25 protein-coding genes are annotated in these 26,452 nt (G+C 59.6%); 21 read left to right on the top strand and 4 right to left on the bottom strand.

Annotated features, from left to right (window positions below):
• Window positions 1-37 precede the first annotated feature (37 nt).
• Window positions 38-1,672, bottom strand: a complete 1,635-nt coding sequence (locus ACWUI2_RS21015; RefSeq protein ID WP_486984809.1) for an ABC-F family ATP-binding cassette domain-containing protein — start codon at window positions 1,670-1,672, stop codon at window positions 38-40.
• Window positions 1,673-1,879: 207 nt separating this feature from the next.
• Between ACWUI2_RS21015 and gvpJ the strand changes: the two genes are divergently transcribed.
• Genes gvpJ through ACWUI2_RS20975 form a run of 8 tightly spaced genes read left to right on the top strand, consistent with a single transcriptional unit; the run spans window position 1,880 to window position 5,647 of the window.
• Complete coding sequence (gene gvpJ / locus ACWUI2_RS21010) at window positions 1,880-2,320, top strand: gas vesicle protein GvpJ (RefSeq protein WP_486984808.1); 441 nt, start codon at window positions 1,880-1,882, stop codon at window positions 2,318-2,320.
• The gene (locus ACWUI2_RS21005) at window positions 2,317-3,123 is read left to right on the top strand and encodes a GvpL/GvpF family gas vesicle protein (protein ID WP_486984807.1); all 807 of its coding nucleotides are present in this window, start codon (window positions 2,317-2,319) and stop codon (window positions 3,121-3,123) included. Before gvpJ ends, ACWUI2_RS21005 begins: the two co-directional genes overlap by 4 nt.
• Entirely contained in the window at window positions 3,110-3,361 is a 252-nt protein-coding gene (locus tag ACWUI2_RS21000) for a gas vesicle protein GvpG (protein WP_486984806.1), read from the top strand. The genes ACWUI2_RS21005 and ACWUI2_RS21000 overlap by 14 nt, the downstream gene beginning before the upstream one ends.
• 17 nt (window positions 3,362-3,378) lie before the next feature.
• The gene (gene gvpO / locus ACWUI2_RS20995; RefSeq protein ID WP_486984805.1) at window positions 3,379-3,768 is read left to right on the top strand and encodes a gas vesicle protein GvpO; all 390 of its coding nucleotides are present in this window, start codon (window positions 3,379-3,381) and stop codon (window positions 3,766-3,768) included.
• The gene (locus tag ACWUI2_RS20990; RefSeq protein ID WP_486984804.1) at window positions 3,755-4,336 is read left to right on the top strand and encodes a gas vesicle protein; all 582 of its coding nucleotides are present in this window, start codon (window positions 3,755-3,757) and stop codon (window positions 4,334-4,336) included. The genes gvpO and ACWUI2_RS20990 overlap by 14 nt, the downstream gene beginning before the upstream one ends.
• Before the next feature lie 5 nt (window positions 4,337-4,341).
• On the top strand, window positions 4,342-5,100 hold the full coding sequence (locus ACWUI2_RS20985) for a GvpL/GvpF family gas vesicle protein (RefSeq protein WP_486984803.1): 759 nt from the start codon (window positions 4,342-4,344) through the stop codon (window positions 5,098-5,100).
• Complete coding sequence (locus tag ACWUI2_RS20980) at window positions 5,100-5,327, top strand: gas vesicle protein (RefSeq protein ID WP_486984802.1); 228 nt, start codon at window positions 5,100-5,102, stop codon at window positions 5,325-5,327. Before ACWUI2_RS20985 ends, ACWUI2_RS20980 begins: the two co-directional genes overlap by 1 nt.
• Window positions 5,324-5,647, top strand: a complete 324-nt coding sequence (locus tag ACWUI2_RS20975; RefSeq protein ID WP_486984801.1) for a gas vesicle protein K — start codon at window positions 5,324-5,326, stop codon at window positions 5,645-5,647. The genes ACWUI2_RS20980 and ACWUI2_RS20975 overlap by 4 nt, the downstream gene beginning before the upstream one ends.
• A gap of 676 nt (window positions 5,648-6,323) precedes the next feature.
• On the opposite strand, the gene ACWUI2_RS20970 is transcribed toward ACWUI2_RS20975, so the two are convergent.
• Window positions 6,324-11,495, bottom strand: coding sequence for an RHS repeat-associated core domain-containing protein (locus ACWUI2_RS20970; protein WP_486984800.1), 5,172 nt, complete (start codon window positions 11,493-11,495; stop codon window positions 6,324-6,326).
• A gap of 46 nt (window positions 11,496-11,541) precedes the next feature.
• Here ACWUI2_RS20970 and ACWUI2_RS20965 point away from each other — a divergent pair, with 46 nt between their 5' ends.
• The 13 genes from ACWUI2_RS20965 to ACWUI2_RS20905 all read left to right on the top strand — a co-directional run bounded on the left by ACWUI2_RS20965 (window position 11,542) and on the right by ACWUI2_RS20905 (window position 24,267).
• A complete protein-coding gene (locus tag ACWUI2_RS20965; protein ID WP_486984799.1) occupies window positions 11,542-11,784 on the top strand; it encodes a helix-turn-helix domain-containing protein in 243 nt (80 codons plus the stop codon).
• A gap of 291 nt (window positions 11,785-12,075) precedes the next feature.
• Window positions 12,076-13,176, top strand: coding sequence for a type IV pilus twitching motility protein PilT (locus ACWUI2_RS20960; RefSeq protein ID WP_486984798.1), 1,101 nt, complete (start codon window positions 12,076-12,078; stop codon window positions 13,174-13,176).
• Between the two features lie 372 nt (window positions 13,177-13,548).
• Complete coding sequence (locus tag ACWUI2_RS20955; protein ID WP_486984797.1) at window positions 13,549-13,935, top strand: prepilin-type N-terminal cleavage/methylation domain-containing protein; 387 nt, start codon at window positions 13,549-13,551, stop codon at window positions 13,933-13,935.
• A 116-nt stretch (window positions 13,936-14,051) separates the two neighbouring features.
• The gene (locus ACWUI2_RS20950) at window positions 14,052-14,522 is read left to right on the top strand and encodes a pilus assembly FimT family protein (RefSeq protein ID WP_486984796.1); all 471 of its coding nucleotides are present in this window, start codon (window positions 14,052-14,054) and stop codon (window positions 14,520-14,522) included.
• On the top strand, window positions 14,519-14,953 hold the full coding sequence (locus ACWUI2_RS20945; RefSeq protein WP_486984795.1) for a type II secretion system protein: 435 nt from the start codon (window positions 14,519-14,521) through the stop codon (window positions 14,951-14,953). The genes ACWUI2_RS20950 and ACWUI2_RS20945 overlap by 4 nt, the downstream gene beginning before the upstream one ends.
• Window positions 14,950-15,402, top strand: a complete 453-nt coding sequence (locus tag ACWUI2_RS20940) for a prepilin-type N-terminal cleavage/methylation domain-containing protein (protein ID WP_486984794.1) — start codon at window positions 14,950-14,952, stop codon at window positions 15,400-15,402. The genes ACWUI2_RS20945 and ACWUI2_RS20940 overlap by 4 nt, the downstream gene beginning before the upstream one ends.
• Window positions 15,392-16,969 carry a bactofilin family protein gene (locus ACWUI2_RS20935; RefSeq protein ID WP_486984793.1) on the top strand — a complete coding sequence of 526 codons (1,578 nt, stop codon included), beginning with the start codon at window positions 15,392-15,394 and terminating at the stop codon, window positions 16,967-16,969. The genes ACWUI2_RS20940 and ACWUI2_RS20935 overlap by 11 nt, the downstream gene beginning before the upstream one ends.
• 1,253 nt (window positions 16,970-18,222) lie before the next feature.
• A complete protein-coding gene (locus tag ACWUI2_RS20930; protein WP_486985085.1) occupies window positions 18,223-18,711 on the top strand; it encodes a PilN domain-containing protein in 489 nt (162 codons plus the stop codon).
• Entirely contained in the window at window positions 18,708-19,250 is a 543-nt protein-coding gene (locus ACWUI2_RS20925; RefSeq protein WP_486984792.1) for a hypothetical protein, read from the top strand. Before ACWUI2_RS20930 ends, ACWUI2_RS20925 begins: the two co-directional genes overlap by 4 nt.
• Window positions 19,247-19,744, top strand: a complete 498-nt coding sequence (locus ACWUI2_RS20920; RefSeq protein WP_486984791.1) for a hypothetical protein — start codon at window positions 19,247-19,249, stop codon at window positions 19,742-19,744. The genes ACWUI2_RS20925 and ACWUI2_RS20920 overlap by 4 nt, the downstream gene beginning before the upstream one ends.
• 3 nt (window positions 19,745-19,747) lie before the next feature.
• The gene (locus ACWUI2_RS20915; RefSeq protein WP_486984790.1) at window positions 19,748-21,331 is read left to right on the top strand and encodes a secretin N-terminal domain-containing protein; all 1,584 of its coding nucleotides are present in this window, start codon (window positions 19,748-19,750) and stop codon (window positions 21,329-21,331) included.
• Window positions 21,328-23,046, top strand: a complete 1,719-nt coding sequence (locus tag ACWUI2_RS20910; RefSeq protein WP_486984789.1) for a GspE/PulE family protein — start codon at window positions 21,328-21,330, stop codon at window positions 23,044-23,046. The genes ACWUI2_RS20915 and ACWUI2_RS20910 overlap by 4 nt, the downstream gene beginning before the upstream one ends.
• 12 nt (window positions 23,047-23,058) lie before the next feature.
• Complete coding sequence (locus ACWUI2_RS20905; protein ID WP_486984788.1) at window positions 23,059-24,267, top strand: type II secretion system F family protein; 1,209 nt, start codon at window positions 23,059-23,061, stop codon at window positions 24,265-24,267.
• Here ACWUI2_RS20905 and ACWUI2_RS20900 read toward each other — a convergent pair.
• Window positions 24,248-25,195 (bottom strand): GGDEF domain-containing response regulator, encoded by a 948-nt coding sequence (locus tag ACWUI2_RS20900; RefSeq protein ID WP_486984787.1) that lies wholly within the window; start codon window positions 25,193-25,195, stop codon window positions 24,248-24,250. The genes ACWUI2_RS20905 and ACWUI2_RS20900 overlap by 20 nt on opposite strands.
• Window positions 25,192-26,328 carry an HD domain-containing phosphohydrolase gene (locus tag ACWUI2_RS20895; RefSeq protein ID WP_486984786.1) on the bottom strand — a complete coding sequence of 379 codons (1,137 nt, stop codon included), beginning with the start codon at window positions 26,326-26,328 and terminating at the stop codon, window positions 25,192-25,194. The genes ACWUI2_RS20900 and ACWUI2_RS20895 overlap by 4 nt, the downstream gene beginning before the upstream one ends.
• Window positions 26,329-26,452 lie beyond the last annotated feature (124 nt).

Here is a 26,452-nt window from a genome sequence, read left to right as displayed (position 1 = left end):
AAACATCACTCACAATTCACTCGTCAGAATTCATCACTCAAATCCCGCCCCCGACCGTCTCAGCCATCTCGGCTTCGATCCGCTCGATGTATTCGCTCACGTTGCAGGTCAACATCCGGGTTCCGTCCGGCCGGACTTCCAGGACCTTGTTGACCACTCCGTCGAGGAAGGCCCGGTCGTGGCTCACGAGGATCATCGTTCCTTCGAACAGATTGATCGCCTCCTGCAAAACTTGCTTGCTGCGGATGTCCAGGTGGTTGGTCGGTTCGTCCAAAATGACGCAATTCGCCGGCCGCATCAGCATTTTCGCCAACGCCACCCGGTTGCGCTCCCCTCCGGAGAGGACGGTCGTCTGCTTGAACACATCGTCGCCGCTGAAAAGCAACGCCCCCAAGACCGCCCGCGGATTGGCTTCCGGTTGGCCTTCCGTCACTTTCTCTACTTCCTGGAGGACGGTGTTTTCCGGATCCAACTCCTCCGCCTGCTGCTGCGCGAAGTATCCGATCACGGTGTTGATCCCGACATCCCGGGTCCCTTGATCGACCTTTTCGACTCCGGCGAGGATTCGGGCCAAGGTCGATTTACCGGCTCCGTTCACTCCGACGACCGCGATCCGGTCCCCTTTATCAATCCGGAGATCGAGTCCGCGGAAGACCTTGATATCGCCGTAGGCTTTGTGGATGTTCTCCAACTCGATCACCTTCGCGCTGGCCGGCGGCGGCGGCGGGAAACGGAAATAGATCTTCTTCTCCTCCGGCTCCAACTCGACCAATTCGACTTTGTCGAGCGCCTTCATCCGGCTCTGGACCACTCCCGCCTTTTTCACGTTGGAGCGGAAACGGTTGATGAAATCCTTCTGCCGTTTGATCTCCTTCTGCTGGTTGTCTCGGGCTTTCCGCTTTTGCTCGACCCGGGCGGCGCTTTCCGTCACGAAGAACGAGTAGTTCCCTTTATAAACGTTCAACCGTCCGAGCTTCAGCTCCAAGGTCCGGTTGGTGACCGTGTCGAGGAAAGCCTGGTCGTGCGAGATGACGATCAGCGCGCCCTGGTAATGCTTGAGATATTGCTCGACCCAATGCTGCGAAATGATGTCGAGGTGGTTGGTCGGTTCGTCCAGCAGCAACAACGACGGCCCCCGCAGCAGCAGCTTCGCCAACGCGATCCGCATCTGCCAACCGCCGGAGAACTCCCCCGTGTCGCGGTCGAAATCCGAACGGGAGAAACCGAGCCCTTGGAGCACACGTTCGATCCGGGAACGCATCTTTTGCGGCTCATGGTCGGACAATTGCTGTTCCCAGGCCCCCATCATGTCGATCAGATCGTAAAACTCGTCCGTGGTCGTATCCATCGTCGCCATACGGTCGCCCGCATCGTCGAGTTTCTTTTGCAGCGACAGGACATCCTCAAACGCGGTTTCGACTTCGCCGTAAAGCGTTTTCCCCGAGGCCGAAATGCCATCTTGCGGCAGGTAGCCGAAGGTGACGTGCTCCGGTTTTTGCACTTCGCCCGCGTCGGTTTCCTGCTCGTCCATCAGCAACTTCAGCAGCGTCGATTTCCCCGCTCCGTTCGATCCGACCAAACCGATCCGGTCCCGGGCCCCGATGGTCACGGATATTTCGTTGAACAGGACTTTCTTTCCAAATGCGAGTGAGACGTCTTTCAGCGTAATCATATGGCAAACCGGAAACAGTGCGGAATTTCCCCGCGCGTTGCAAGCGAACGTGCGGAAAACTTCCGGGGGCAGCGGAGGGCAGATGAAGTAGTCGGATTTTCCGGGTCATTTGCATTTCGAGCCGCCCGTTCTTAATATGTTAGTCAGGATCGGGGCTTGGGAGGGCCTTCGATACCATAGGAGGAACGTCCAACAAGAGGAGGAATCATGTATAGTGGAGTCACAGGAGCCAATCCGGCCTTGCGCAGCGCCCCGAGCTCAAGCGGCCTTTACGAAATCCTGGATCTGATCCTCGACAAGGGAATCGTCGTCGACGCGTATGTCCGCGTTTCCCTCGTCGGAATCGAGATCCTGACCATCGACGCCCGCGTCGTCATCGCCAGTGTCGACACCTACCTTCGGTGGGCGGAAGCCGCCGACCGGCTGGTGCTCAACAGCGACCCGAAAGCGTTGGCGGATCTGGTCGGAGGCGGGAAATCGGCCATGGCCGGAAAGGCGGCCTCCCAATCAAAGGAAGCCGCCAAAAGTAAAAGCAAAAGCTTTGTCTCACGACTGACCGGAGGCGGGGGGGACGAGGAGAATGACGAGGAAGTCGAAGAAGAAGCCACCGCCTCCGCCGGGAGCGGGAGGAAACGGAAGAAGAGATGATCGGACCGCTGCCAGTCGACGCACCGCCCACCGGGTCGGGGATCGAAACGAACCGCTACCTTTACGGGGTGATGTTGCCCGAACCCGACGGAATCGATGTCCTGCCGACCCGCGGAATCGGAAACCGGGAGATTCGTTTTATGCCCCACCGGGAGATCGGGGCGGTGGTCTCGCCGGTGGAACCCGGCCGTTTCACTCACGGTCGCGGAGCCGAACTGGTCCGAAATCTGCGCGCCCATACCGGGGTTCTCGAACGGCTCGCTTCCCATCACACCATTCTTCCAGCCGGTTTCGGGATCGAGCTCGCCGCCGAGGACCTCGAAAACTGGCTCGAACAAAAATACGATGATTTGCGGGACGAACTCGAACGCCTTCGTGGCCGGGTCGAATTGAAAATCACCGGATCTTTCACCGAAGACGGAATGGTAACCGCCGCCATCCATTACCATCCGGACCTGCTGAAAACCTTGCGACACTGCCGGACCACCGACCGCCGGATCCAATTCGGCAAAGCGATGGCCGCCGCCGGTCGAAAGGCCGCCGGAGAACAAGCCCGTCAATTACTCAAACGGCTCAAACCATTCGCGGAAGAGATCGCGAAGGGGAAAGTCGGCGATCGGGGTATCCTCAGCCTTTCCCTTCTGATCAAACGCCCGAACATCGCGGAGGTCGACCGGCGTCTCCGGGATTTCGATGCCGAATGTCCTGGTGAAATCGAACTCGCCTGCATCGGTCCGCTTCCCCCGTATTCGTTCGTCGCGCCGTTGCTGGAGCGCAAGGAGGGTTGTCATGGGTTTGCTTAACATCCTTGCCGCTCCGGTGACCGGACCCGTATCCGGCCTTCTTTCCATTGCCAGGATCATTCAGCAGGAAGCGGAACGGGAATATCATGACATCGACAAAATCCGCGTCCGCCTCGCCGAGATCGAGGCCCGCATCCAAAAGGGCGAGATCGATCCGCAACAAGGGGATGAACTCGCCGGGCACTGGCTGGAGCGTTTGATCGAGGCGCAACGTTACCACTCGTCCAGAAACACTTAAACAGGAAAGGAAAACCTATGTTGGGGTCGAACAAGCGCAAAGGCAAAAAAGGCAAAGAGGAGGACAAGGAAATCAACCTCCTCAAGGAAAACTCGGGCGACCCGGAAGCGGGAGAGGATAACGGGAAGACCGCGTCGAGTCCGGTCGCCCGGGCCCGCGAACATTTGGAAAGCCTGACCGGATCTCCGTGCGAAAGCGTCGTCGGCTTCGAACGGACCGAGGAGGGCTGGAAGATCCGCGGTGTGGTGGTGGAGGTCGAGCGCATCCCGCCGACCACCGACATCCTCGCGACCTTCGACGTGGAGCTCAACGACGACCTTGAAATGATCCGTTGCCATCGGGTGGCCCGCTACTGGCGTTCCCAGTCGATCTCCGCCGACGGGATGTATTCAAATGGCAACGACTGATCCATTCGCCGATCTTTCCCCGCAGGTCGCCCGGCCGCAGCCCCAAGGCTTGGCCGACGTGTTGGATCGCGTGCTCGACAAAGGAATTGTGATCGCCGGCGACATTTCCATTGCCGTCCTCGATATCGAACTTTTGACCATTCGGGTGCGGTTGCTGATCGCGTCGGTCGACAAAGCCCAGGAGATGGGGATCAACTGGTGGCAACACGACACCCGCCTCACCACCAAGGCCGAAACCAATTTCGAAGCGACTCCGAAGGGGATCAAGGGAAGGACCGAAGAAACCATGGAGGCCCGGCCAATGGAGTATCGCGAGGAGACGGTCGAGGTCAGCTCCGAAAAGCGGAGTCCGGGCGATCCCGCCACCCCGCCTTCCTCCAGGGCAAAATCGAAGTCTCGCGCCGAGTACCGCGAGATGTCCGATCCCGACGCTCCCAAAAAGAGCAGGAAGCCACCGGCCAAGAAAAAGGCCGTGGCCAAACGATCTTCCAAAGCGCCCGCGAAAAAGAAAACAACCGCGGGTCGCCGGTCCGCGCGAACCCGTCACACCGCCGCCTCCACGACTTGAACACCATGCCATCCGTCGCCGCCAAATCCGCCTGTTATCTTTACGCGCTCGCCCCCCGGGACGCGGTCTTCGACCTCGCCGGTCTCACCGGAGTCGGAGGCGGGGAAATTACCGTCTCGGCCCACGGGGATTTCCTCTTCGTCTTCGAAGAGGTGGCGGTGGAGGAATTCACCCAGGAGAAGCTCGAGGAAAACCTGCAAGACCTTCGCTGGGTCGAGGACAAAGTCCGCACCCATGACCGGATCGAGCACGCGGTCTCGGTTCAGACCACCGCCCTTCCCTTCCGTTTCTGCACCATCCTCGCCGAAACCGACGCCCTTTCCACGTTGGCGCGGGAAAAGCGCGAGGAATTCTCCGCCTCTCTCCAACGAGTCGCCGGAGCCCGGGAGTGGGGCGTCAAGTTTCTCCGTTTGTCCAAGAAATCTTCCGGTCCGAAGTCCGACGACACCCCGCGTTCCGGCACCGAATTCCTGATGCGGAAGAAGCGATCTTTGGACGAGCAAACCCTCCAAGCCCAGCGCGCGACCGAGGCCGCCGTTCGTTTGGCCCGCTCCATGCGAACCACCGCCCGCGAGGCCACGACCATTCCCCTCCGGCAGAGACAGGACCGGACGATCGTTTTGAACACCTCCTTCCTCGTCGCCCGCGAAGAGGAAGGTGACTTTCGGAAGTTGGTCGATGGGATGCGCCGGGAGGCGGCCGACGCCGGACTTTCCCTGAATCTCACCGGGCCTTGGCCTCCCTACAGTTTTACCACCAAATAATGGATACACGTTTGGAAGAATCCGGACTCCAGCCGACCCCGTTGATCGACGTCCTTGACCGGGTTCTGCAAAAGGGGGTCGTCATCCATGGAAAGCTCACCATTTCCGTGGCGGAGGTCGATTTGCTCGACATCGACCTCAGTCTCATCATTTCGTCCCCGGACCGCCGTCCACTTCCGGCAACCGATCCCACGATTCTCGAACCTTTCCCTTCCGCTCCGCGATGATCGCCCGCTCTCCCGACCACGACGACGCGCCCGCCCTCTCCCTGCCGGTCCGGTTCTCGACCGACTCCGAACAGGCGGGCCGCGACTTGTTGAAGCTGGTTTTGGCCTTGGTCGACCTGATCCGCCAACTGCTGGAACGCCAGGCGATCCGTCGGATGGAGGGGGGAAACCTCGACGACGAGGAAATCGAGCGCCTCGGCCAAGCCTTCCAGCAAATGGAATCGGTCGTCGAAACCCTCAAACAACAATACGGTTTTACCGACGCCGACCTCGACATCGATCTCGGCCCCCTCGGGAAACTGACCGGCTCCTCCGGCTGACGAAAACGCCCAGCGCGATTGAAAGGGTGGGAAAAACAGACAACCGTCTGTCATTGCGAGAAATGAGCTGACGGAAACTCGGCAGATCTCGACCTTTGACAAATTACTCGAAAAGGGCCGCACGGGAGAAGACTTCCCGCTGCAAGCGTCGTTTTGTCAAGAGTCAAGACCTGATGTCTTCCGGCCTTTGACGTCTTCCGGCCTTTGACGTCTTCCGGCCTCCTAAGATTATTGAGCCGACGTCACGGTTCTGCGCGAATCAATAGGAGTGTTTCGGAATTAGAAGCCCATGAAACGGCTTCAATATTTCTCCCATTATGCACCCACTGGAATCGTTTAACGTTATCGGGTCTACTTAGCGCCCGCCCCAATCTATGCTCGAAAACGCGCTGCGTTCCCTCTATTATCCGGACTTCTGTATAATTATTAGGCAAACCGATGGAATCGGTGCTAGGAATTCCGGAGGGAAAACGGACAATCCATTCCTCAAGTCCGGCCAATCGCTCATTGTCTCGCTCATAATAAACTACTTCCGATAAAGGCGAACTTCCTATACCTAAACCCGATACAGCCTGCAATCGTTCCGTTCTCTCGGGCTCATCTAGAGAATCGTTATGCATACATCCATTAAATATAATCGATCCACAGAATAAGAGAAAAGCAATAGTCCAGTTATTCACCTACCACCCCCATTCCAACCATCTCGTATTTCAGGAGCTTCACCTCTTCGCCATTCAATCGTCTTCTTAACTGATCCGTTCATATCGAACTCCTGGGCTAACCCCATCCGATGAAACTGTCCCATAAACGCATCCGTCACGGTGATGCTTCGAGATGTACCCGGAACTGTGATCGTCACTGATTTTCCAGTATCCCAATTATATCGATCATAGAACTTATACTCAAACTGAAGAACGTATCGGTCCCCGCAAACTCTCGCATTTCCTTTCCCCCAGGCGCTGTATCCTCCTACGGCATAATACCAATCCTCACTTTCAGCCTTTGTATTATACCCACCGGATGCACTTCCTGATGTTATACTGTAATTTCCGTCGTTAAGACCCTCTGCAAACGCCTGTGCAAGCGCAATCTCGTACTCCATCAATGCCTGAGCGGAAGGAACGTCGCGGATCATATCGTTGAGACGGATCGTGTAGTCAGCTCCCGAACCACCAAAGTAATGATTAAGGTGTGCGCGTGCATTCGGCCACCCGAAGAAAATACTAGAAGCTTGAATGCCTCGCCGCAGAGCCCGCGCCCGAATAGTTGGTGATTCCGAGCCATGAACTCCAGCTCCGGCGTCAGGAGTTATTGTAGGATCATCATCACCGAGCTTATAATCACCCAAGCCGAGCCAATCCCATCGATTTACCGGATCATTCCCCACAAACGCATACAGATTCAATCCACCTGCTTCCTCAATTGGATCCCTGTTCAAAAACCGCCCCATTGACGGGCTGTAGTATCTGTAGCCGTAGTAATAAAGGCCGGTCTCCGCGTCGACGAATTTGGAGCTGAAACGCAACGGGTTCGCCTGGGCCATCGGGCCGGTGGCGCGGAGGGGTTCACCGAAGGGGCCATATTCGTAGCGGGCGGCTTCGGTGCCGTCGAGGGCGGCGATCAAGTTCGTGATGTTACCGTTGCCGTCGGATTGGGCGAAGAAGAAGGCGTCGTTATTGGTGTGGTCGCGCAGGCCGAGAAGGGCGCCGGGGGTGGCGGTCAATTCATACTGGCCGTGATCGGAGGGTCCCCAGAGGTAGCTGCGGATTAGGCTGTCCGCTTCGTCGATCTCGGCCAGGAGGTTCCAGCCGTTGTAAAGGTAACGGATAGCCGACACCGGCACGAAATCGTTGGTGACGTCGTCCCACTGCGAGACCGATTTGCGAATGCGCCGTCCGTCGGAATCGTAAGAGAAGTCGAGGCGTTGGCGCACCAGCGACGGCGGGAGGCCGGGGCGGGTTTCCATCCGAACCAATCGGTTTTCGGCGTTCCAAATGTAATTCCAGCGGCCGTCCTGGACCAGGTTGCCGTCGGTGTCGTAATCGAACGACTCCGGGGTTCCGACTACGAAGACTTTTCGTTCGGCGTCGGAAACGTGGTTCTTCGGTTCGACTCCATCTTCGATTTTCACGCCTCGAATTTGGATGGTTTCGTGAACCGGGCCAGAACCGTTATTGACCGGATATTCGGCGTAAAAGAGAGCGTCCTGCCGAAGAGTCGGTCGTCGATCGACCGTCACAGTGGCTTCGGGATCGGCCGTGCCGAGGATATGGATGATTCCCGGGACGTCGCGCTTCTCGTATTGGTTCAAGAGGTTCGGCGTATAGGAGGACGGGGTTGTGTTGCGGACCGCCAACGTCCGGTTGCCGATGGTGTCATGGACGAAGGCGAAATCGTGGCCGAGGACCTTTTGGCCGTTCGGACGGTGGCGCCTGGCCGATTCGAGCTGTCCGAGGGGGTCGTATTTCCAACGCCAATAATTATCGTCCTCAGTCGTGACCTGCTGGCGCTGGTTGGCCGCGTTGTAATCGTAAACGAAGGAGGCGGCCGATGAGCCGATCGAAACGAGGCGATTAATGGCGTCGCGCTGGCGGGTCACCTCATGCCGCAAGGTCTGGTCGTGATAGAACTTGGTGTTGGCAATCATCCGCGAATTCGGTTCGATGGTGAAATCCGCCCGGACCGGAAGGGCCGGAACGGTCAAATCCGAAACGGAGACAATATGAGGCCGCCCAGGCGCGTAGTCAATCTCCTGGGCGACGATGGTGTTCGACCCTTCTTTGAGGGAAACGCCGGTCAATCGGTTGAGACTGTCTGAATAATCCCGGCGCAGTGTGAACCCCGCCAGGATGCCGTCGGTCCATTCTTCCTCCTCCAACTGCCAATGGTCGGCGTAGGTGAAGGTCCGGGCCGAGACGACCGCGTTGCCCCGGGTTTCGGTGACCGATTCCCGGAGGCCCCGGCGGTCATATTCGATTTCCACGTCGGCGGCGCGGAGTTCCAGATCAATGGTCTGGTCATCATAAGTGATCGACCAGAGTTCTCCGGCTGCGGTGTAACCGTAGGTGGTGACCGGGCCGCGGTCCCAGGTGCGGGTCCGCAAGCGCCCGAGCGCGTCATAGGTGTAGACCGTTTTCTTGCCATCCTCGTCGATCTTCTCGGTGAGCCATTCTCGTTCGGCATCATAAACCCATGTGGTGTTCGCCTCGATCGTTCCTTCCTGATCGCCGGGAACGTCGTAATCCCGCCAGGTTTTCATGGTGCGCATCCGGCCTTGGGCGTCATAGGTGTACTCCACCGGAAACGTGCGGCTGCCGGAGACCCGCCTGACCTGGCCGGTCGGCCAGTAGGTGGTCAATGTCTCGGTGTTGTCCGGATGAATCGTTTTGTTCCGGCGGCCGCGTTCGTCATATTCGAATTCGGTGACCTGTGGGACCCAGCCGACTTCCGAGCGGGAGGGATCAGGATCGGGCGTGGCGACGGTCTTGACTTGGTCATCGTTTAAATAGGTGTATTCGGTGGAGCCGTTGCGGGCGTCGATGGTCCGCCAGAGGCGTCCGTGAGGGTCGTATTGGAAGGTGGTTTCCTCCAGTTGCTGGTCGTTGGCGTCGTATTCCACGACGGATTGCAGCCGGTCGTCCTGGAAAATTTCGAGCCGGTAACTGTCGTCGGCCCGGTTGGTCCGGACCGTCCGCCCTCCCTGCCCGTCGAGAGTGATCTCGGTGTGAGTGGTCACGCCGAAGTCGGTTTGCCATGAATTTAAACCGGAGACGGAGCGCTCGGAGATCCGGACGGTTTCGGTGGCGTTAACGTTGCCGTCCTTCGTCCAGACGGTCGTGGTGGAGCGGTGGCGACCGAGACTGGCGACCACTTCATTGGTGGTTCGGGTGATGCGGGCGACCCCGCCCTTTTCGCTCTCCACGTCCCAGTTAGCAGGATCGATGGTTTGGGCGATGTCGACCACAGTGTATTCCTGTTCGCCGAGTTCGTTGTAGGCGAACAACGTAATTTCGACCTCCGGGCCGGTGGTTTCGGGAGAAGGTCCGCGGTAAACCCGGACCAATTGTCCCTTGTCGTTGAAGGTCCGGGACTCGATGGCTCCGTCGGGGTGTTCGGTTCGAACTTGCTGGCCGAGCATGTTACGGTAAGTCGCAACCCACTCTTCCCTGCTTCCGCCAAGGACAAATCCGAGCGCATTCTCTGACCAGACCAGGCGCCCGGCCCGGTCGTAATGGCGTCGCTCGATTTCAATCGCCTCCGGCGTCCCTTTCTGACGGATCGTCCCGATCCTCCGCCCGGCCGCATCGAGTTCGTAGTTGAGAGTCACGCCCGCGCGTTGGGTCCAGTTGAGCCTTCCGATGAGGTCGTATCCGTTTTCCGTGACAACTCCATCGCGCCCTTTGTGCCAGCGCAGATGACCGCAACAGGTGAACTCCCTTTCCTCAATCGCACCGTCGAGATGGAGGATCTCGGTCGGACGGCCGAAGTCGTCCCAAACAGTCGCTTCCTCGTCAAGGACCAGCACGTCCGGCTGCCCGGGCGCGACATGGAAGGTTCTCCGCCAATGCAGGTGACCGGCGGAGCTGGCGAGGCGCTCGCTCCTCGTCCCCCGCACGATGTCGGTGCGGGCCGCGTTCGGGACGCCCGAACGGACAATATCCGTGTGGAGCCCGTTCGCGGAGGTATGTTGGTGAAGGGTGATGGTTCCGTCCGGGTGATCCGTTCGGTAAAGCCTCCCGGCGTGATTGCCGCCCATGCCATGGTAGTAATGAACCGTCTCCAGGTTCCCGGCATCGTCCCAAATTCCGCCGGGAGCGGCGACCCTGATTTCGGAGATCCGAATGAAGGTCTCGCTTCCGATCGTTTCCGGTTTTCCCCATTCGATTCGATACCTCCGGGAAATTTCAATCGTCGATCCGTCGTCCACCACGGACTCGACCGTTCGAACCAGGGAGTCAGCATAGTTGTCGCCGTTCAAATCAGCGGTGTCATGGAAACGCTCCCACAACCGGTAGGGACCGACCGGTTCGTCGTTCTCGTCCAAATACGAATCCTTGAAGACCGACTTCCGTTCCGTCAGGCGTCCCGCTCCGTCGTATCCGTAAACCTCCCACGATCCCCCGGTCTCGCGGCGGGATTTCACGCGGCCATCGTCGTGGTAAGTCCATTCGGTGACGAGTTCCGGCCCCGCGTCAGTCCCCCCGGGGGCCACGGTTCGCTTTGTCTTGCCCATCCCCCAGTCGAAACGGTCGAACACCGTTTCCTCATGGTAGCGCACGGTCCCGTCATCTTCCGAGATCACCTGCGTCTCCGTCCGGCGGGTCCGCAAGGCGTTCCACCGCTCCGTTTTCGAACTCCAGGACAAGGCGGTGCCCCCGGAAAAGCCATTCGCCATCTTCCAACCGCCTTCGCTGCCGGATTTTTCGTATTCGAATTGCCACACCCGCGTTTCCACGCCGTTGCCGTCCTTCTCGGTCACCCGCAGGACGTAATCGTCCAGACCGGCGCCGGGAGAGACTTTCTCGACCACATATTCCCGAAAATGGCCCGAATGGTTCGGATGACGGAAACGGACGGTGTAACGCCGGTCCGGTTCGACCGCGTCCCGCTCGATCACCACCTCCCCGTCGGGAGCGGTGAACGAAAGGCCTCCTCCCCAACCGGTTTGGTCGACGACTTGGACATCGTTCGACACATTCCAATTCAGCGCCGCCGGAGTCGAAAGATTCTCCCGGGGAACGGAAGCGCGCAGACCGATATGCCCCGCGTCCGGCTTTTCCGTTCCCGCCCCCAGTTCCCAAACGAATCTGGCGATCCACCAGAAACCGTCAAGAAAGATTTCGGCCATTTATGGCCATGTGTCGTTGCTAATAAATCTTGTTTAGATCGGCCAGGTGAAGGTCGATCCGGCACAACTCCAAGTGAAGGCAATTTGTCAGCGTCTACGAGACTTGCGGGACGCTCAGGGTATCTCGCAACAAAGATTAAGCGAATTGGCGGGGATAAGCCGAACCGGACTTCGTCACATCGAAAGCTTGAAGACCAGCCCGACCCTTTACTCTCTTCTGAAGATCTGTGACGCATTAGAAGTGGATCTGGCAAAGCTCCTACAGGAAACCGAACGAGGCGGCCATTAAACCGCCTCCCCCATCTGCGCCTATCCGCGAAATCTGCGGTTCAATTCTCCCCCATCCGGGAAAATCACAGCGAGGTCAACGAGCGAAAAATCGATGCTGCGGAATCGCAGCAGACGGGGGTGACCAGAAGTGTGGGGACGAGTTGACGACACTCGACGAGATCGAAAGCGCCTTGATCGATGATGTGCGCAATCCCGGCGGCGAGACGGTGGAGGGCTGGACTTCGCGACGCGAGGAAAAACGCCCAGCCTTGACACTTCCGCCTCGAGGCGGCATCAGCTTGTCTCCATCATGGAGCTGCGCACCATCATCCGCCTCGCCCTCTCCCGCAGGGCCTCCGACGTCCACATCCATCCCGGCCGGCCGCCCTCATTCCGGATCGACGGCGACATCGTCCCCCAGCATTCCGACTTTCCAGTTCTGACTGAAAACGAAACCCAACGTCTCCTGTTTTCCGCCCTCGACGCCAACCAAATCAAAAAGCTCGAACGCGACCGCGAACTCGATTGCGCCCTTCGGATCGATTCCCTCGAAGGAGAGCCGATCATTCGATTGCGAGCCAATATCCAGGACCAACTCGGCGGCTGGGGGGGCGTTTTCCGTCTAATCTCCGAAAACATTCCGTCGGCCGACGAACTCGATCTGGAGCCTTCGATCCGCCGACTCGCCGACCTTCCTCGCGGACTGGTCCTCATCACCGGGCCGACCGGATCCGGGAAATCGACCACCCTCGCCTGCCTCGTCGAATCGATCAATCGCCGTTACCCTCGGCATATCCTCACCATCGAGGATCCGATCGAATACGTGTATCAGCCGAGTCAATGCGACATCACCCAGCGCGAACTCCACAGCCACACCCACGCTTTCGCCCCCGCGCTGAAATCCGCTCTCCGGGCCGATCCCGATGTGATTCTTATCGGCGAAATGCGCGATCTCGAAACGATCCAACTCGCCCTCACCGCCAGTGAAACCGGACATTTGGTTTTCTCGACCTTGCACACCACCGACGCCTCCCAGACCGTCGACCGGATCATCGACGTCTTTCCTCCCGCCCAACAATTCATGGTCCGGAGCCAGCTCTCGGGCGTTCTCCAAGCGATTGTCTCCCAAGTCCTCCTGCCGCGTTGCGACGGCCCCGGGCGGGTGGCGGCTCGCGAAATCCTTCTCGCGACCCCAGCGGTCCGCAACCTCATCCGCGAACAGCACACCAACCAGATCTACAGTGCGATGAGCTCCGGCGCCGCCCACGGAATGCGCACCTTGGAACGTTCACTCGCCGACAAGGTCCGCGCTGACGTTCTCACCGAGGAAGCCGCTTTCAGAGCGGCGAACCGTCCCTCCGTACTCAAATCTTTCCTCGAAAGTCGGCCCGAAACTTCGAATCCCTTATAAGTTTTTCTTTCGAAGCCGGGGGGAATCCGCGACTCATAAACTCCTAAGTCCGACTGGAAGACTCTCCGGATCGAAACGGATGCCCGACAATCGTTCGCCGTCTCTTCCACCGTCGGATTGGCTTAAAAAGCCGGTTGCAAAGGAACCAAACGACTTGCTTCCCACTTAGCCCACACAGCCCAATCTCCCGAATCCGGCTAAGGAAAACACCCCAGAACCATTAGGGTTTATAATATTCTTTTTACATTGACCCGTTTTTTTACCCGTTATTTCTGGAACTCAACCTGATGAAAAGAACTCGAAGTTCTCGTCTCAGGGAACGCCAGTGCTCCTTAACGCAGAAGTTATAGAACAAACGTAATGAAACATTCAATGAACTCCAAAAGCGGTTTCACGCTGATCGAAATTATCGCCGTCCTGGTCTTACTGGGAATCCTGGCCGCCGTGGCGGTGCCGAAATACATGGACTTGACGGAGGCCGCCAGCGAACGCGCGGTCGACGCGGCGGTGGCCGAACTAAATGGGCGCGAGTCCCTCGCTTGGGCCGAGCAAATGATCAAGACAGGAGCCTCCCTGGACGCCGCCGCCCTCGCCGCGATTGTCGCGTCTGTGAACGCGGCTGGCACGGGATCGCTGGGACCGGATTACGCTGTGACCGAAACCGACGGGGTGTGGACGATCAGCTTTCAATCGGGTACTGCGCAAACCGTGACGCGGGTAGTGCCAACAAATGAACGCCCGGGTCGATGGACCCGTTAACCGTGTCCTGAGAGTCGATTCAAAGCCACTGACTCGATAAGTTTGAAGGATCCCAAGTGGCTGTCCGCTTGGGATCCTTTTCGTATCCGAGCGATTCAAGCCGCTACCTCCCAACCATGGTCATCCCCAGAAGCTACTTCACCACCCGGGCCTTCACCCTAATCGAAATCGTGGGGACGCTGGTCTTGCTGGGAGTGCTGGCGGCGGTCGCGGTGAACTCGCTTTCCCGGCCGTCCGCCCGACTCGCGGCCGAGACCGACATGTTGGCCTCCCACCTTCGCTACGCTCAAAGCCGAGCCCTTGCCGACATCGAACCATGGCGCTTGGAATTCGTCACCCCCGCCTCCTACCAGGTCCGTCGAATCGATGGAACCCCCGTCCTTCTCCCCGGCGAATCCGAGGGCCTTCGCAGCCTCCGCCATCCGGTTACCTTGGTGTCGCCCCCGACCGAAATCCGATTCGATCCCTGGGGACGGCCAATCGCCGGGAACGGAGCGCCGCTCCAAACAGATCTCACGCTCACTCTCACCGACGGCACCCAGAGTCGCTCGATCACCCTTTTCGCCAACACTGGATTCGTCCGATGACACGTTTCGGCTCCATCGCTTCCCCCCGTGCCTTCACCCTTCTTGAAATGGTGGCCGGCCTTGCGATGGTCGCTATCCTGGCCGCCCTCCTCCTTCCCGTCTGGGGAGCGGGAATCCGGGAAAATGTCGCCGCCGCCCGACAATTGAACGCTGCCCATGAACTCCGGTCCGAAATGGAAAACTGGATACACTTGGCCGCCACAGTTTACCGGGAACAGTTCGACAATCTGCCCGCGTTGATCGCCGACTATTATCAAGCTGAATCGAGTATCGACGTGATCGAGAGTTTTTGGATCCGTTTCGATCCAGGTCCGGCGCAATCAATCGTCGAATCTCCCGCCACCGAGACACCGGCGGACCACCTCCGGGTCACCCTCCGTCATTCGGTTGGCCATGAACTAACCTTCCTCTTCACCCGCCAACCGTCATGAAGAAGGGATTCACCTTAATCGAGACCATCGCCGTCCTGGTCCTGCTCGGTGTCACCGGAGCCCTCGCCGGGATGATGCTCGCTCCGGTCATCCAACGTTTCACCGTCGAACGCGAAGCCGCCGCCGCCAACCAAAAGGCCGAGATCGCCCTGGCCCGGATCGTCAAAGATTTCACTTGGGCTCAACCCGCTTCCGTCAGCATCGCTTCCGACGGCCAGGGAATCAGTTGGACCTCCCGTCACCCTGCCCGCGTCGGCGAGGGACCCCAGACCCTTACCTGGAACTCCGCTTCTCACGAGCTCGTCCTCAACGGAAATCCACTGATCGACCGGGTCGACCATTTTTCCCTTAGTTTCCAACCCGGGGACAACCGCCTCGAAATCACATGGCGAAACCCGCCCAACCCAACGCCTTACCGGACTCGGCTCCATCTTCGCGATGACATCTGACCGCCTTCCAGTCCGAAGTATTCACCGGGACGATGGATCGGTTTTGCTCTATTTGGTCGTCGCCATGGTGGCGGTCGGGGCTCTGGGCGCGGGAATGATCGGTCTGCAAGTCTCTTCCAGCCACACCCTCCTCACGGCCAATTCCAGCAACCGCGCCCAGTTTCTCGCGGAATCCGGTCTCCGCTTCGCCCAAGCCCGTTTTTGCGCCGAAGGTTCCTGGTCCGAGCCCCAGACCATCACCCTTCTCTCCGGCGAAATCCTCCTCATCGAACCGCTTCCCGCCAATGCCGGGTTCGCCGTCACCGCAATTATCTTTCCCGGCACCCCGCTCGAAGCCCGCGCCAAGGTTTTCGGAACATTGCCCGATTGCGAGGAAGCCCCGCCGCCGATTCCGGGAGAAACTCCGGACGATTACGTGGTCTATACCGGAGGCACCGGCGGTTCCGGATTTCTCCTTCCCTCCGGCGCGACCGTCGAAGGCAGCATTTTCGGTTATTCGGTCAACACCTCTCCCGGGTCCGAGATCACCGAAAATGTCATTTCCACCACCTCGGTCTCCCTGCACCCGCGGACGGTCGTCGGAGGTTACGTCTGCGCCGCCAACGGCTATGTCCACACCCAACCGAACGCGATCATCGGCGGAAACATATATGCTTTCGGTAACGTCACTCTCTCCGGCGGAACTACCGTAATGGGTTCGATCTTCGCCACCGGAAACGTCGAGCTGCAAAATTCCGACGTCCATGTCGGCGGGGACGTCCACGCCGGAGGAAGTGTCTCCGTGGTGAGCGGCCGGGTTCAGGGAAACATCCGGTCCGGCTGGAACGTCACCTTGAGTGGCTCGCAGATCGGCGGTCGGGTCGATGCCGGAAACAACATCATTCTCGGAGGAGGCTCCACCATCGGAGGCAATTCCTTCGCCGGAGGCAGCCGCAATGACCACAATCCCGGTTCGGTTTTCCGCTCCGCCCCCCCGCGCCGATTGCCCGAATCCCCCGCTGGTTGCCCGCCTCCGCCTCCCCCGCCCCAAATGCAAACCTTCAGCGCCGGAACCGTTCCGCCGCCGAGCCTCAACCCGATCCCTCCCGGCGTCTACGGAAACCTTTCCGTGTCGGGGAACACCATCGTGACCCTGCGGGCGGGCAATTGCGCCGTCGTCAACGGCTCCGGTTGCTACGTTTTCAATACCTTCCAGCCCGGAAACATCTTGCGACTCGATCTCTCGACCGGCCCCTCCATCGGGGTGTTTGTCGCCGGACAAATCAATTTCACCGGCCAAGTCCAGGTTTCGACCGACGGAATCAACTACACCGCCATCGATGCCCTCCCCGCGGAAACCGCCAAAACCTTGGCCCGCCGGGTCTATTTCGAAACCCACAGCACCTTGACCGTCGGCAATCATTCCACGTGGATGGGAACCGTGCTCAGCCGAAATGGAATCAGCGTCGGCACCCACTTTTTTGCGGTAGGCGGTTTCGCCACCGTCGCCGGCCCGATCTCGATCGGGTCGAATCCGCTCATCCGGTTCGTGATCGCCGATTTTGCCCAGGAACATTGGTTGCCATGAACCATCCTACTTTATTATTGAAAACCAATGTTTCCAGTCCGGCCAAGCCCACCGCCGAGCTGAACCCGACCGCCGGGTTCGCCGCCCGCGAACGTCCGCCTTCCCGCCGGACGCGTCGGATCGTCGGCGTGGAAATCCAACCCCACTTGATTCGCATGGTGTTGCTGGAACAGACCGGGCGGGGCCATTGCGTTTTCAAAAATGTCCTCACCGAACCCTACCCCCCATTCGCTTCCCTCGATTCAGCGGAGTTGACCGGAGCGTTGCGTAACGGGCTGACCCGTTTGGCCGGCAATGCCAAGAACCTGGAGATCTGGGCGGGAATTCCCCTCGATCGGGTGCGGGTTCACCATCTCTCTTTGCCTCCGATCAAGGAGACCCATCTCTCCCAAGGAGTTTATTGGGCGCTGCAACGTGAAGAATCGTTTTCGAATCTCGACACTGTTTTCGACTTCGAAACCGAACGCGGTTTCGGCGAAAACGGCAAAGTGGAACTGGCGGTCAGCGCCTTCCTTCTGCCCGCCGAAGATCGCGACACCGTGAAGCGTCTTTTCAGGGAAGCCGGATTTTCCCTGAGCGGCCTTACCTTGCCCCTTTGGGCGTTGCGCAATTTCGATCGTTCCGGGTGGCGCCCTTCGGCGGGCGGAACCCGCATCTTCTCCCACGTCGGCGCCCAAAGTTCACGGATCGGGATCTGGACCGGCGACCGGTCAATCCTGACCCGGGCCATTCCGATCGGCCTGACCCAAGTCGCCGCGGAGGTCGCCTCCGCTCTCCATCCCGCGCCGACCCACGCCGATGCCCTTCGGATGGTCCTCGGCCTCGGACGCGCTGAATGGGCCGACCCATCCTACGATCCTGCCGACGTTTTCTCCGCCGCCCAACCGGCCCTGGTCCGGATCGCCCGTCAAATCGACCGAACCGTCGAGTATCACCGGACCAAATTTCCCGACCGCGATCCGGTCCAATCAGTCATCCTCGCCGGCGCGATCGCCGACTCTCCCCGGTGCTGCGATTACCTCCGCGACGAAATTTCCGTCCCGCTCGAACTACTCGATCCGTTCGCCACCCACGCCACCCCGCCGGAGTTCTCCACCCCAGCCGAACCGATCTCCTATGCCACCGCCTTCGGTCTCGCCCTCTCCGCCGAAGGCCGCACGCCCGACTTTCTCCGCACCTTCAATGACCGGCAACGCGAACGGCGGCACCACCGCATCGCCTCCCGCATCTTCGCCGGTTTCTGCGCCGTCGCCTTGATTCTCGGCGGCTTCTACGCCCAGCAACACCGGGAAATCGCCCGCCTGCAATCGCAACGCGCTCAAGCCGAAGTCCGCCTTCAATCCGCCGGCCCACGGATCGATCCGACGGAGATCGACGCCCGGCTCACCGGACTTCGCTCCGACCTGACCGGCCTCGCCCGCACCCTTGATCAATTCCAGGCCGTCGCGATCCTGGCCGAATTAAGCAAAATAACCCCCGCTTCGATTCACCTTCACGAGGTATCCGCTTCTCTCGGACAGAGTGGCGCGAAACGCTGGCTCCGCCTGTCCGGTTCCGTCTCCGCGACCACGTCGTCGCCCGAAGCCGACCTTTCGTTATTTCTACGTCGCTTGGAAGCGTCACCGCTTTTCCATGACGTCACCTTACGGGAAACCAGGAGCCAGGGATCGGCCCTCGGAGTTCCGCTAGGCTTCGTCCTGGAACTTTCCCTCGTCCCGTCGCGGGCACCCGAATCGTCATGAAGAAACTCATCCGTCAATACCAGGATCTCGCCGGAGGATTTGGAGGCATGCTTTTTATCGCCATCCTCGGGCTCTCCGTCCTGATCTTCGGAGGAATCCTCGTCAATGCCCGGGAAGTCGCCGATCTGCGTGACTCCATCCGCGATCTCGAACTCGCCCACCAACAACAGCAGAGCTTGAAACCTCTCGCCGCCGTCGTCGCCGCCCGGCAAACCGAAATGAGGTCGCGAGCCATCCGAACCACGTCACCGCAGAATTTGCCGTTGTCCGATCTGCCCCGGCTTCCATCGCTCTTCGAAGCGATGAGCGAGTCCGCCTCCGTGCGCCTTCTTTCCGCCCGGCATCTGATCGAACCCGGGCACTCCGCCAACTCTTCGCTCCGTATGGAACTCCGGGTCGTCGGTGAATTCGCCGCGTTCCGCTCGTTTCTCGAAGAACTCCTCGGTTGGGAATATCAGACGGTCATCGAAGGCTTCACCCTCCGTTCGGCCGACGGCACCAAAGAATTGCAAATAATCATCCAATTGCCCGTGTCATGACGAAACGCGAAAAAATCATCGTCGGATTGGTCGCGGCCGCCATCGCTGGCGCCGCGATCGATTATACCATGACCGCCGACGCCGGTACGCCCGCGCCTGGTCGCGATGGAGCCGCGTCCCTGACCGACGCTTCCGCGGTCATCGCCCGAAGCCAGGCCACCCTTGCTTCACTCCAACTCGATCCCGCCCAGGAACGGATCCTCGACCGCCTTTCCCAGGAATGGCGGTCCGATTTATTCGAAATCGTCCGCCCACCGCCACCACCGGAACCCGCCGCCGATCCAACGACGGAGAACAATGGTCGCCCGATCTTCAGCGGTTACCTGAACGTGAACGGCCGTTCCTTCGCCATCATCGATGGCCTCGACTATGCCGTGGGGGATTGGTTCGGCGACGGTTCTTTCAAGATCACCCGCATCACGGCCGAAGCAGCGGAACTCCGCTCCGGTGAAAACGGCGAAACCTTGCTCCTTCCCCTCGAACATCTTCCCTAGCCGATGTCCTTTGTATCCAAATCTATAATCCGAGCGACGATTGCGTCCAAGCCGGGCATTCTCCTCCTCCTGACCGGCCTCTTGTTGGGCAACGGCTGCGCTGTCAACGACCAAGCCCGGATCGACGCCCGGGACGAACATATCCGAGCCCTCCGCGAAACCGCCGAACAGGCCGGATCGATCCCGGCTCCGGCCGATAGCCCCCGGACTCCGAAGCCACCGCAACCGTCCGCGGAAGCCTCCGCCCTCATCACCGAATCCGACCGACTGCCCGACATTCCGGTCCGCAATCTCGATCTCGGCCGCGAAACCGACGTGGCGGTCGTCCTCCGGGCGTTGGCCCGCGGAGCTGACATCAACCTGATTCTCGGTCGGGGCGTTTCCGGTCCGGTCCTGCTCAACCTTCCCGCCGAAACTTCCTGGAGCCGGTTGTTCACCATGATCGTCGACACCCACGGCTTGCATTACGAGTATCGCGACGGCCTGCTGCGGGTCTTGAGCCAAGACGACATCGAACGTCAAAGCGCCCTGGAACGCGCGCTACGCGAACGCGAACTCGCCCGTGAGGACCGCCAACGTGCGGAACCTCTCCAATTGGAACTCTACCGCGTCCGTTACGCCGATGTGGAATCTCTCGCGAACTCGATTCGGTCCGGCCTCACCAACGGCACCGGCGAACAAGCTTCGACTTTCTCGGTGATCCCCGACCGCGATAGCGGCCTGCTGATCCTCCGGGCTCCGTCGAATCAGATGAGAGAGGCGCTCGCCTTGACCCGTCAACTCGATCAACCCGCCTTCCAGATCCTGATCGAAGCCACCATCGTCCAAGCCAACAGCGAAACCGCCCGCGAACTCGGGATGCAATGGGGCGCCTTGCACAACGCCGCGGACGGAGGTCGCGTCACTATCGGCACCTCCGCGAATCCCGCCGGGTTCAACTCCAATTTTCCGGCGCGGTTCGACGGCGCCGATGGCGGCTTCACCTTCGGGATCGAACGTCTTTCCCGCCATCAGCTTCTCCAGGCACAACTCAGCGCCCTCCAGCGCGAAGGTCGCCTGAGCATCGTATCCAGTCCGTCGATCACCACGCTCGACAAACAGACCGCGGTGATCGAGAGCGGTGAGGAACGTCCCTTCCAATCCGCCGCCGGCACCGGCGTCACCGCCACTCCGACCGTTGAGTTCAAAAAGGCTTTGCTTACCCTGGAGGTCACTCCGCAAGTGATCGACGGCAACTGGATCAAACTGTTGATCCGCACCACCAAGGACGATTTCGACGATTCCCGGGCCGTCCTGATCGATGGCACCTTGCAGGTGCCGATCAGTACCCGGATGGCCACTACCACTCTTTATCTCGCCGACGGACAAACCACCGTGATCGGTGGTCTCGCCACCGACACCGCCTCCAATCAAGTCGAGGGGATTCCGTTTCTGAAAAACCTCCCGCTGCTCGGTCCGCTCTTCCGCAACACCAACCAACGCAATGTGCTGACCGACACCGTCATCTTCATCACGCCGCGCATTCTGCCGGAACGGATCACCCAACCTCCGGCCAACGATGCCCGTTCGGAGGATACCCGCCCATGAACCGGAGGCGCAAAATCGGCGAAATGCTGGTCCAGGCCAACCTATTGAGCGAGGCCCGACTGCAGGCGGCTATCGCCCGCCCACGGCCGACCGGAATGAAATTGGGCCAATTCCTGATTCGCGAGGGAATTGTCCGCGAAAGCGATGTCGTCAAGGCGTTGAGCGAACAGCTGCGAGTGGAGGTTTACCGGCCCGAGCGCTTCCCGGTCGACCACGAATTGGCGAAAGTGATCCCGCTCCAACTCGCCCGCCGGCAGGAAGTCGCTCCACTCTGCCGGGAAGCCGGACGCCTCCGCGTGGCCATGCCCGATCCGACGGATATCCTGGCGATGGACGCCGTCCAGGAACAGATCCAGACCGAAATCGAACCGGTCATCTGCACCGAATCCCAGTTCAATGAATTGCTCGGCATGCTCTACGGACTTGCCTCGAAGTCCGGCGGCGGGGTTTCCGAAGAAATCGAGGAAGTCGATTACGGCTTCGATGCCGACGCTCATGAACCGGAAACCATCGAAGAAGCCCAGGTCCGCACGTTGATGGATGCCGAAGAAGGCCAGACCGCCGTCCGCAACGTCAATTGGATTCTGGTGCAAGCGGTTTGGGAGGGGGCCAGTGACATTCACATTTCCCCCGAGAAAAAACATATTCGGGTTCGGATCCGGGTCGATGGTGTCCTGAAAGATCTTCCGGCTTGGCCGAAGTCGATGCAGAATTCCGTGGTCTCCCGCTTAAAAATCCTGGGCCACATGGATATCGCCGTGTCGCGGATTCCCCAGGACGGCCGTTTCACCGCCCGGGTCAGCGGACGGGAAATCCACGTCCGGATTTCCAGCTTGCCGACCATCTTCGGCGAGAACCTCGTCTTGCGCCTCCTCGACATGAACGCGCTGGTCTACAAGCTCGACCACCTCGGTGTCATGCCCGACGACCGGCAGCGGGTGGAAGAATTCATCCAACGTCCCCATGGGTTGATGCTCGCTACCGGCCCCACCGGCAGCGGCAAAACCTCCACCCTCTACTCCATCCTTTCCCTCCTCAATCAACCCGACGTCAACATCATCACCGTCGAGGATCCGGTGGAGTTCCGGATGGAGCGTATCCGCCAGGTCGAACTCAACACCCGGGCGGGAATGACGTTCGCCGGCAGCCTGCGGGCCATCTTGCGGCAGGATCCGGACGTCATCATGGTTGGCGAAATCCGGGATCTGGAAACCGGCGCCATCGCCATGCAGGCCGCCCTGACCGGCCACCTCGTCCTCAGCACCATGCACACCAACGACGCGGCCGGAACCATCACCCGTCTCCGCGATATGGGCATCCAGCCATTTCTGGTCACATCAGTCCTGCGGGCGGTGATCGCGCAACGACTGGTCCGACGAGTTTGTCCGCATTGCGCCGAACCATTGGAACCGCCCCCCGAAGTCCTCGCGTTCTGGGAAATCGATCGCCCCAACGCCGAGGAGGATCGATTCGTCCGAGCCCGCGGTTGTCCTCAATGTCGTGATACGGGATACCGGGGCCGGCTCGGCATCTTCGAAATCCTCGTCGTCGGCGAAGCGGTTCAGCAGGGGATCCTCAACGATCTTCCGGAAAGCGAAATCGCCGCCCTGGCCCGACGAGCCACCGGTTTCCGTTTCCTCAAGGAAGACGCGGCCCGGAAAATCCGCTCAGGGATGACCACGCCCGAGGAGGCTGCTTCGATCATCGTCGGCTAATGTCATAAAACGATGAATACTTATCAATACCAGGCGGTCGATCCCCAGGGGCGTTTGCAGAACGGCAACATCGCCGCCGTTGATGAAAATGACGCCAACCGGCAATTGTTCGCCCAAACCCTTTCCCCCGTCGCGATTCGCCTCCTCGGTCGGTCCGCGAAACCCTCGCCCACGCCAAGCCGGAAGCGAATCGGAACCCAGGACTTGATTCTTTACACGAAACAGTTGGTGACAATGATCCGCGTCGGCATCCCGATCACCCAGGCCTTGGAGATCCTGCAAACCCAAACCGACCACCCTCGCCTCCGACTTCTCTCGCGCGCCATCCGCAACGACGTGCAAGACGGTCTCAGTCTGTCCGACGCCCTGGAACGACATCCGCGAATATTTTCCCCGCTCTATCGAACCGTCGTTGCCGCCGGAGAAAAAAGCGGGGCATTGCCGATCGCCATGGATCGGCTGGTTTTTTTGATCGAACACGAGGCGGAAGTGAAGGCCGAGGTAAAGAGCGCGATGCGTTACCCGCTGATGGTGCTCGGCGCTTTGGCCATCGCATTTGTTGTTATGCTTGGTTTCGTGATTCCAGCGTTTTCCGGATACTTCAGCAAAGCGGGACTGGTATTGCCGCTCCCTACTCGGATCTGCCTGGAATTGAGCGAAATCCTGAGTGCTTACGGAATCATGATCCTGATAATTGCGGCCGCCCTTTTCGGAGGTGCCCGTCTCTTATTGCGGTTGCCGTCGGTCCGTCTCTGGCGGGACGCCCTGTTACTCAAACTGCCCATTATCGGCCCGGTCCTGATCAAGTCATCGATGACCCGGTTCGCCAGTGTTTTCGCCATCCTCCACGCCAGCGGTATCATGATTCTGGAGTCAATCCAGATTTTGGCGCAAAGCATGGGAAACGCCGCCATCTCCGCTCAGTTTACCCGCCTGCGGGGTTCGCTGGAAGAGGGCAAAGGGATATCCATTCCCCTGAAGGAAGCGCGGTATTTTCCTCCGTTGCTCGTCAGCATGGTCGCGATCGGGGAGGAAACGGGACGGTTGGACGAAATGCTTCGCAATATTTCCGAGCACTACGACACGGAACTCCAGCACACGATGAAAAAGCTGACCGATTCAATCGGCCCGATTCTCATCGTGTTATTGATCGCCGTGATCGGTTTTTTCGCGCTGGCGATCTACCTGCCGATGTGGAATCTCACGCAGATGGCGATGTGATCTCGCCGGGGCCCTCCCCTTCCACCAAAGACGCGAAGCGGACCTGGTCCTTTCCGTTACGCTTCGCCTCATAAAGCGCGACATCGGCCCGATGAATCACCGAGTCGGACGACTCCCCGCGTCTTGCCACGGCCACCCCGATGCTTACCGTGAAGCGGATTTCGTCCGCCCCATCGGTGATGGAAAGCTCCCGGGTCCGCCGTCGTATCCGTTCAAACAATGTATTCGTGCCAACCTCTGGATCATTCGGTGCCAAGATCAGAAACTCCTCCCCACCCCAGCGACCGACCACATCCGACGTCCGAATGGTCTCCTGAACGGTCTTCACGAAGGTTTTCAGAACGTGATCTCCCGCCCGATGGCCGCGGTTGTCGTTGATCTGTTTGAAACCGTCCAAGTCGGCGATCCCGACGCAGAGTTGTTCACGCGATCTCGCGGCCCGGGCCATTTCTTGTATCAGACGTTCCGTTACAGCTCTCCGGTTGTAGATTTCCGTCAGCGGGTCGTACATCGCCAAGTGGGACATTTCCCGCCGGGCGGCGTTCAATTCCGCTTGTAACCGCAGAGTCCTCTCGCCGGCCCGGATTCTCGCCAGCAACTCCTCGCGATCGAATGGTTTCCGGATGCAGTCCGAAGCCCCCGAATCAAGGGCGCAAGCGATGTCCCCCGCCGCCTCCTTCGCGGTCAGAAAGATGATATAAGGCGGATCCGAAGTATCCTTCGCGCGCAATCTCCGGCAGACTTCCAACCCGTCGACCCGGGGCATTACCCAGTCGAGAAGCACCAACCGGGGCGGTTCCGGTTTTTCCATCTCGGCCAGCGCGGCCTCACCATCCTTGACGGCAATAGTCTCGAATCCCCAGCGCCCGAGCAATCGCTCCAGGCTGACCCGGGTCACCGAATCATCTTCCGCGATTAAAGCCTTCATTTCCCCGCTTCCGGCGATCGCGGCTTTTGGTCGGTGGCGTCGGCGCTTCCCCAGCCTGACTCGATCTCGGGCTGACACCCGGCCAGGACGTCGACAACCGCCGGATCAAACTGGGTTCCCCGGCACCGGACGATCTCCGCCAAGGTCGCCTCGGCGGACCGCCCGGGGGAATATGGACGGGGAAACCGGATCGCATCATATGCGTCGGCCACCGCGAAAATCCGGGCGCCGAGACAGATCTCGTCTCCTTTCAACCCTCTGGGGTAACCGGATCCGTCAAAATGCTCGTGATGAGAACGCACGATTTCCGCCACCTCGCGAATGTCCGGATTGTTGGCCAGGATCGAATAACCGGTCTCGACGTGGGTTTGCATCACGCTCCATTCCTCCGCGTCCAGGCGGGCTGGTTTTTGCAGGATCGCGTCGGGAATGGCCACTTTTCCGATGTCGTGCAGAAACGCCCCGCGCCGGATCGTCTCCAATTCGTCGCCTTCGACCGCCAGGGCCTTGGCCAGGATCACCGCGATCGCCGCTACCCGCTTGCTATGTGCCCCGGTCGATTTTTCCCGAACTTCCAACATCGACACCAATGCTTCCAAAGTAAATTGCGAGGTGGTTTCCAGTTGGCGCAACGCGTCGCGCAAGGCCTCCGTCCTTTCCTCCACGACCTTCTCCATGCGCGCTTGATAAGCCTGGTTCTCTTTTACCACCCGGCGATGAGCGAGACCTCGCTGCAACGACATCGACAAGGCGGAGGGATCGAATGGTTTGATGATAAAATCGAACACCCCGGCCCGCATCGCCTCGACCACGGTCTCCATCGACGGATAGCCGGTGATCACCATCCCGACGATCGAACCGTCCCGCCCCAGAAGGTCACGGAGAAGGTTGATCCCGTTTTCTTTCGGCATGTTCAAATCCGTCAGCACCAAATCGGTCCACCCCGGGTTCTTTTCCCAAAAACGGCGGGCCGATTCGGCCGAAGTATGTCCGGAAACCTGGTGGCCGAACCGACCCAGCAACGTCTCCAACAAACCGATGATCGAATCCTCGTCGTCGACGACCAAAATGTTCCCTTTCAAGGCGGGAAGCTCGTCATCGTCCGGAACCGCCGCAGTCGGTGACTGGCTCATCGCAGGATCTCCTTAGTCGGGTCATTCAACACGCATCCATGCAGCAATCCGCGACTGTTGCGGTCAAGCCTATTCCCCGTCGTTCTCGGCCGGACCCGTAGGACTTGCCCATTTCCAACGAGTC

It is taken from the genome of Verruconatronum alginivorum (assembly GCF_056590205.1).
This window is presented reverse-complemented; position numbering and strand designations above follow the sequence as displayed.

What these genes read in the sequence shown, in the direction of transcription:
- ACWUI2_RS20960 (WP_486984798.1), top strand. Translation starts at nt 12,076, where the DNA reads ATGGAGCTGCGCACCATCATCCGCCTCGCCCTCTCCCGCAGGGCCTCC.
- ACWUI2_RS20915 (WP_486984790.1), top strand. Translation starts at nt 19,748, where the DNA reads ATGTCCTTTGTATCCAAATCTATAATCCGAGCGACGATTGCGTCCAAG.
- ACWUI2_RS20955 (WP_486984797.1), top strand. Translation starts at nt 13,549, where the DNA reads ATGAACTCCAAAAGCGGTTTCACGCTGATCGAAATTATCGCCGTCCTG.
- ACWUI2_RS20980 (WP_486984802.1), top strand. Translation starts at nt 5,100, where the DNA reads ATGGATACACGTTTGGAAGAATCCGGACTCCAGCCGACCCCGTTGATC.
- ACWUI2_RS20910 (WP_486984789.1), top strand. Translation starts at nt 21,328, where the DNA reads ATGAACCGGAGGCGCAAAATCGGCGAAATGCTGGTCCAGGCCAACCTA.
- ACWUI2_RS20950 (WP_486984796.1), top strand. Translation starts at nt 14,052, where the DNA reads ATGGTCATCCCCAGAAGCTACTTCACCACCCGGGCCTTCACCCTAATC.
- ACWUI2_RS21000 (WP_486984806.1), top strand. Translation starts at nt 3,110, where the DNA reads ATGGGTTTGCTTAACATCCTTGCCGCTCCGGTGACCGGACCCGTATCC.
- ACWUI2_RS20935 (WP_486984793.1), top strand. Translation starts at nt 15,392, where the DNA reads ATGACATCTGACCGCCTTCCAGTCCGAAGTATTCACCGGGACGATGGA.
- gvpJ (WP_486984808.1), top strand. Translation starts at nt 1,880, where the DNA reads ATGTATAGTGGAGTCACAGGAGCCAATCCGGCCTTGCGCAGCGCCCCG.
- ACWUI2_RS20905 (WP_486984788.1), top strand. Translation starts at nt 23,059, where the DNA reads ATGAATACTTATCAATACCAGGCGGTCGATCCCCAGGGGCGTTTGCAG.
- ACWUI2_RS20945 (WP_486984795.1), top strand. Translation starts at nt 14,519, where the DNA reads ATGACACGTTTCGGCTCCATCGCTTCCCCCCGTGCCTTCACCCTTCTT.
- ACWUI2_RS20990 (WP_486984804.1), top strand. Translation starts at nt 3,755, where the DNA reads ATGGCAACGACTGATCCATTCGCCGATCTTTCCCCGCAGGTCGCCCGG.
- ACWUI2_RS20920 (WP_486984791.1), top strand. Translation starts at nt 19,247, where the DNA reads ATGACGAAACGCGAAAAAATCATCGTCGGATTGGTCGCGGCCGCCATC.
- ACWUI2_RS20940 (WP_486984794.1), top strand. Translation starts at nt 14,950, where the DNA reads ATGAAGAAGGGATTCACCTTAATCGAGACCATCGCCGTCCTGGTCCTG.
- ACWUI2_RS20975 (WP_486984801.1), top strand. Translation starts at nt 5,324, where the DNA reads ATGATCGCCCGCTCTCCCGACCACGACGACGCGCCCGCCCTCTCCCTG.
- ACWUI2_RS21015 (WP_486984809.1), bottom strand. Translation starts at nt 1,672, where the DNA reads ATGATTACGCTGAAAGACGTCTCACTCGCATTTGGAAAGAAAGTCCTG.
- ACWUI2_RS21005 (WP_486984807.1), top strand. Translation starts at nt 2,317, where the DNA reads ATGATCGGACCGCTGCCAGTCGACGCACCGCCCACCGGGTCGGGGATC.
- ACWUI2_RS20970 (WP_486984800.1), bottom strand. Translation starts at nt 11,495, where the DNA reads ATGGCCGAAATCTTTCTTGACGGTTTCTGGTGGATCGCCAGATTCGTT.
- ACWUI2_RS20900 (WP_486984787.1), bottom strand. Translation starts at nt 25,195, where the DNA reads ATGAAGGCTTTAATCGCGGAAGATGATTCGGTGACCCGGGTCAGCCTG.
- ACWUI2_RS20985 (WP_486984803.1), top strand. Translation starts at nt 4,342, where the DNA reads ATGCCATCCGTCGCCGCCAAATCCGCCTGTTATCTTTACGCGCTCGCC.
- ACWUI2_RS20925 (WP_486984792.1), top strand. Translation starts at nt 18,708, where the DNA reads ATGAAGAAACTCATCCGTCAATACCAGGATCTCGCCGGAGGATTTGGA.
- gvpO (WP_486984805.1), top strand. Translation starts at nt 3,379, where the DNA reads ATGTTGGGGTCGAACAAGCGCAAAGGCAAAAAAGGCAAAGAGGAGGAC.
- ACWUI2_RS20895 (WP_486984786.1), bottom strand. Translation starts at nt 26,328, where the DNA reads ATGAGCCAGTCACCGACTGCGGCGGTTCCGGACGATGACGAGCTTCCC.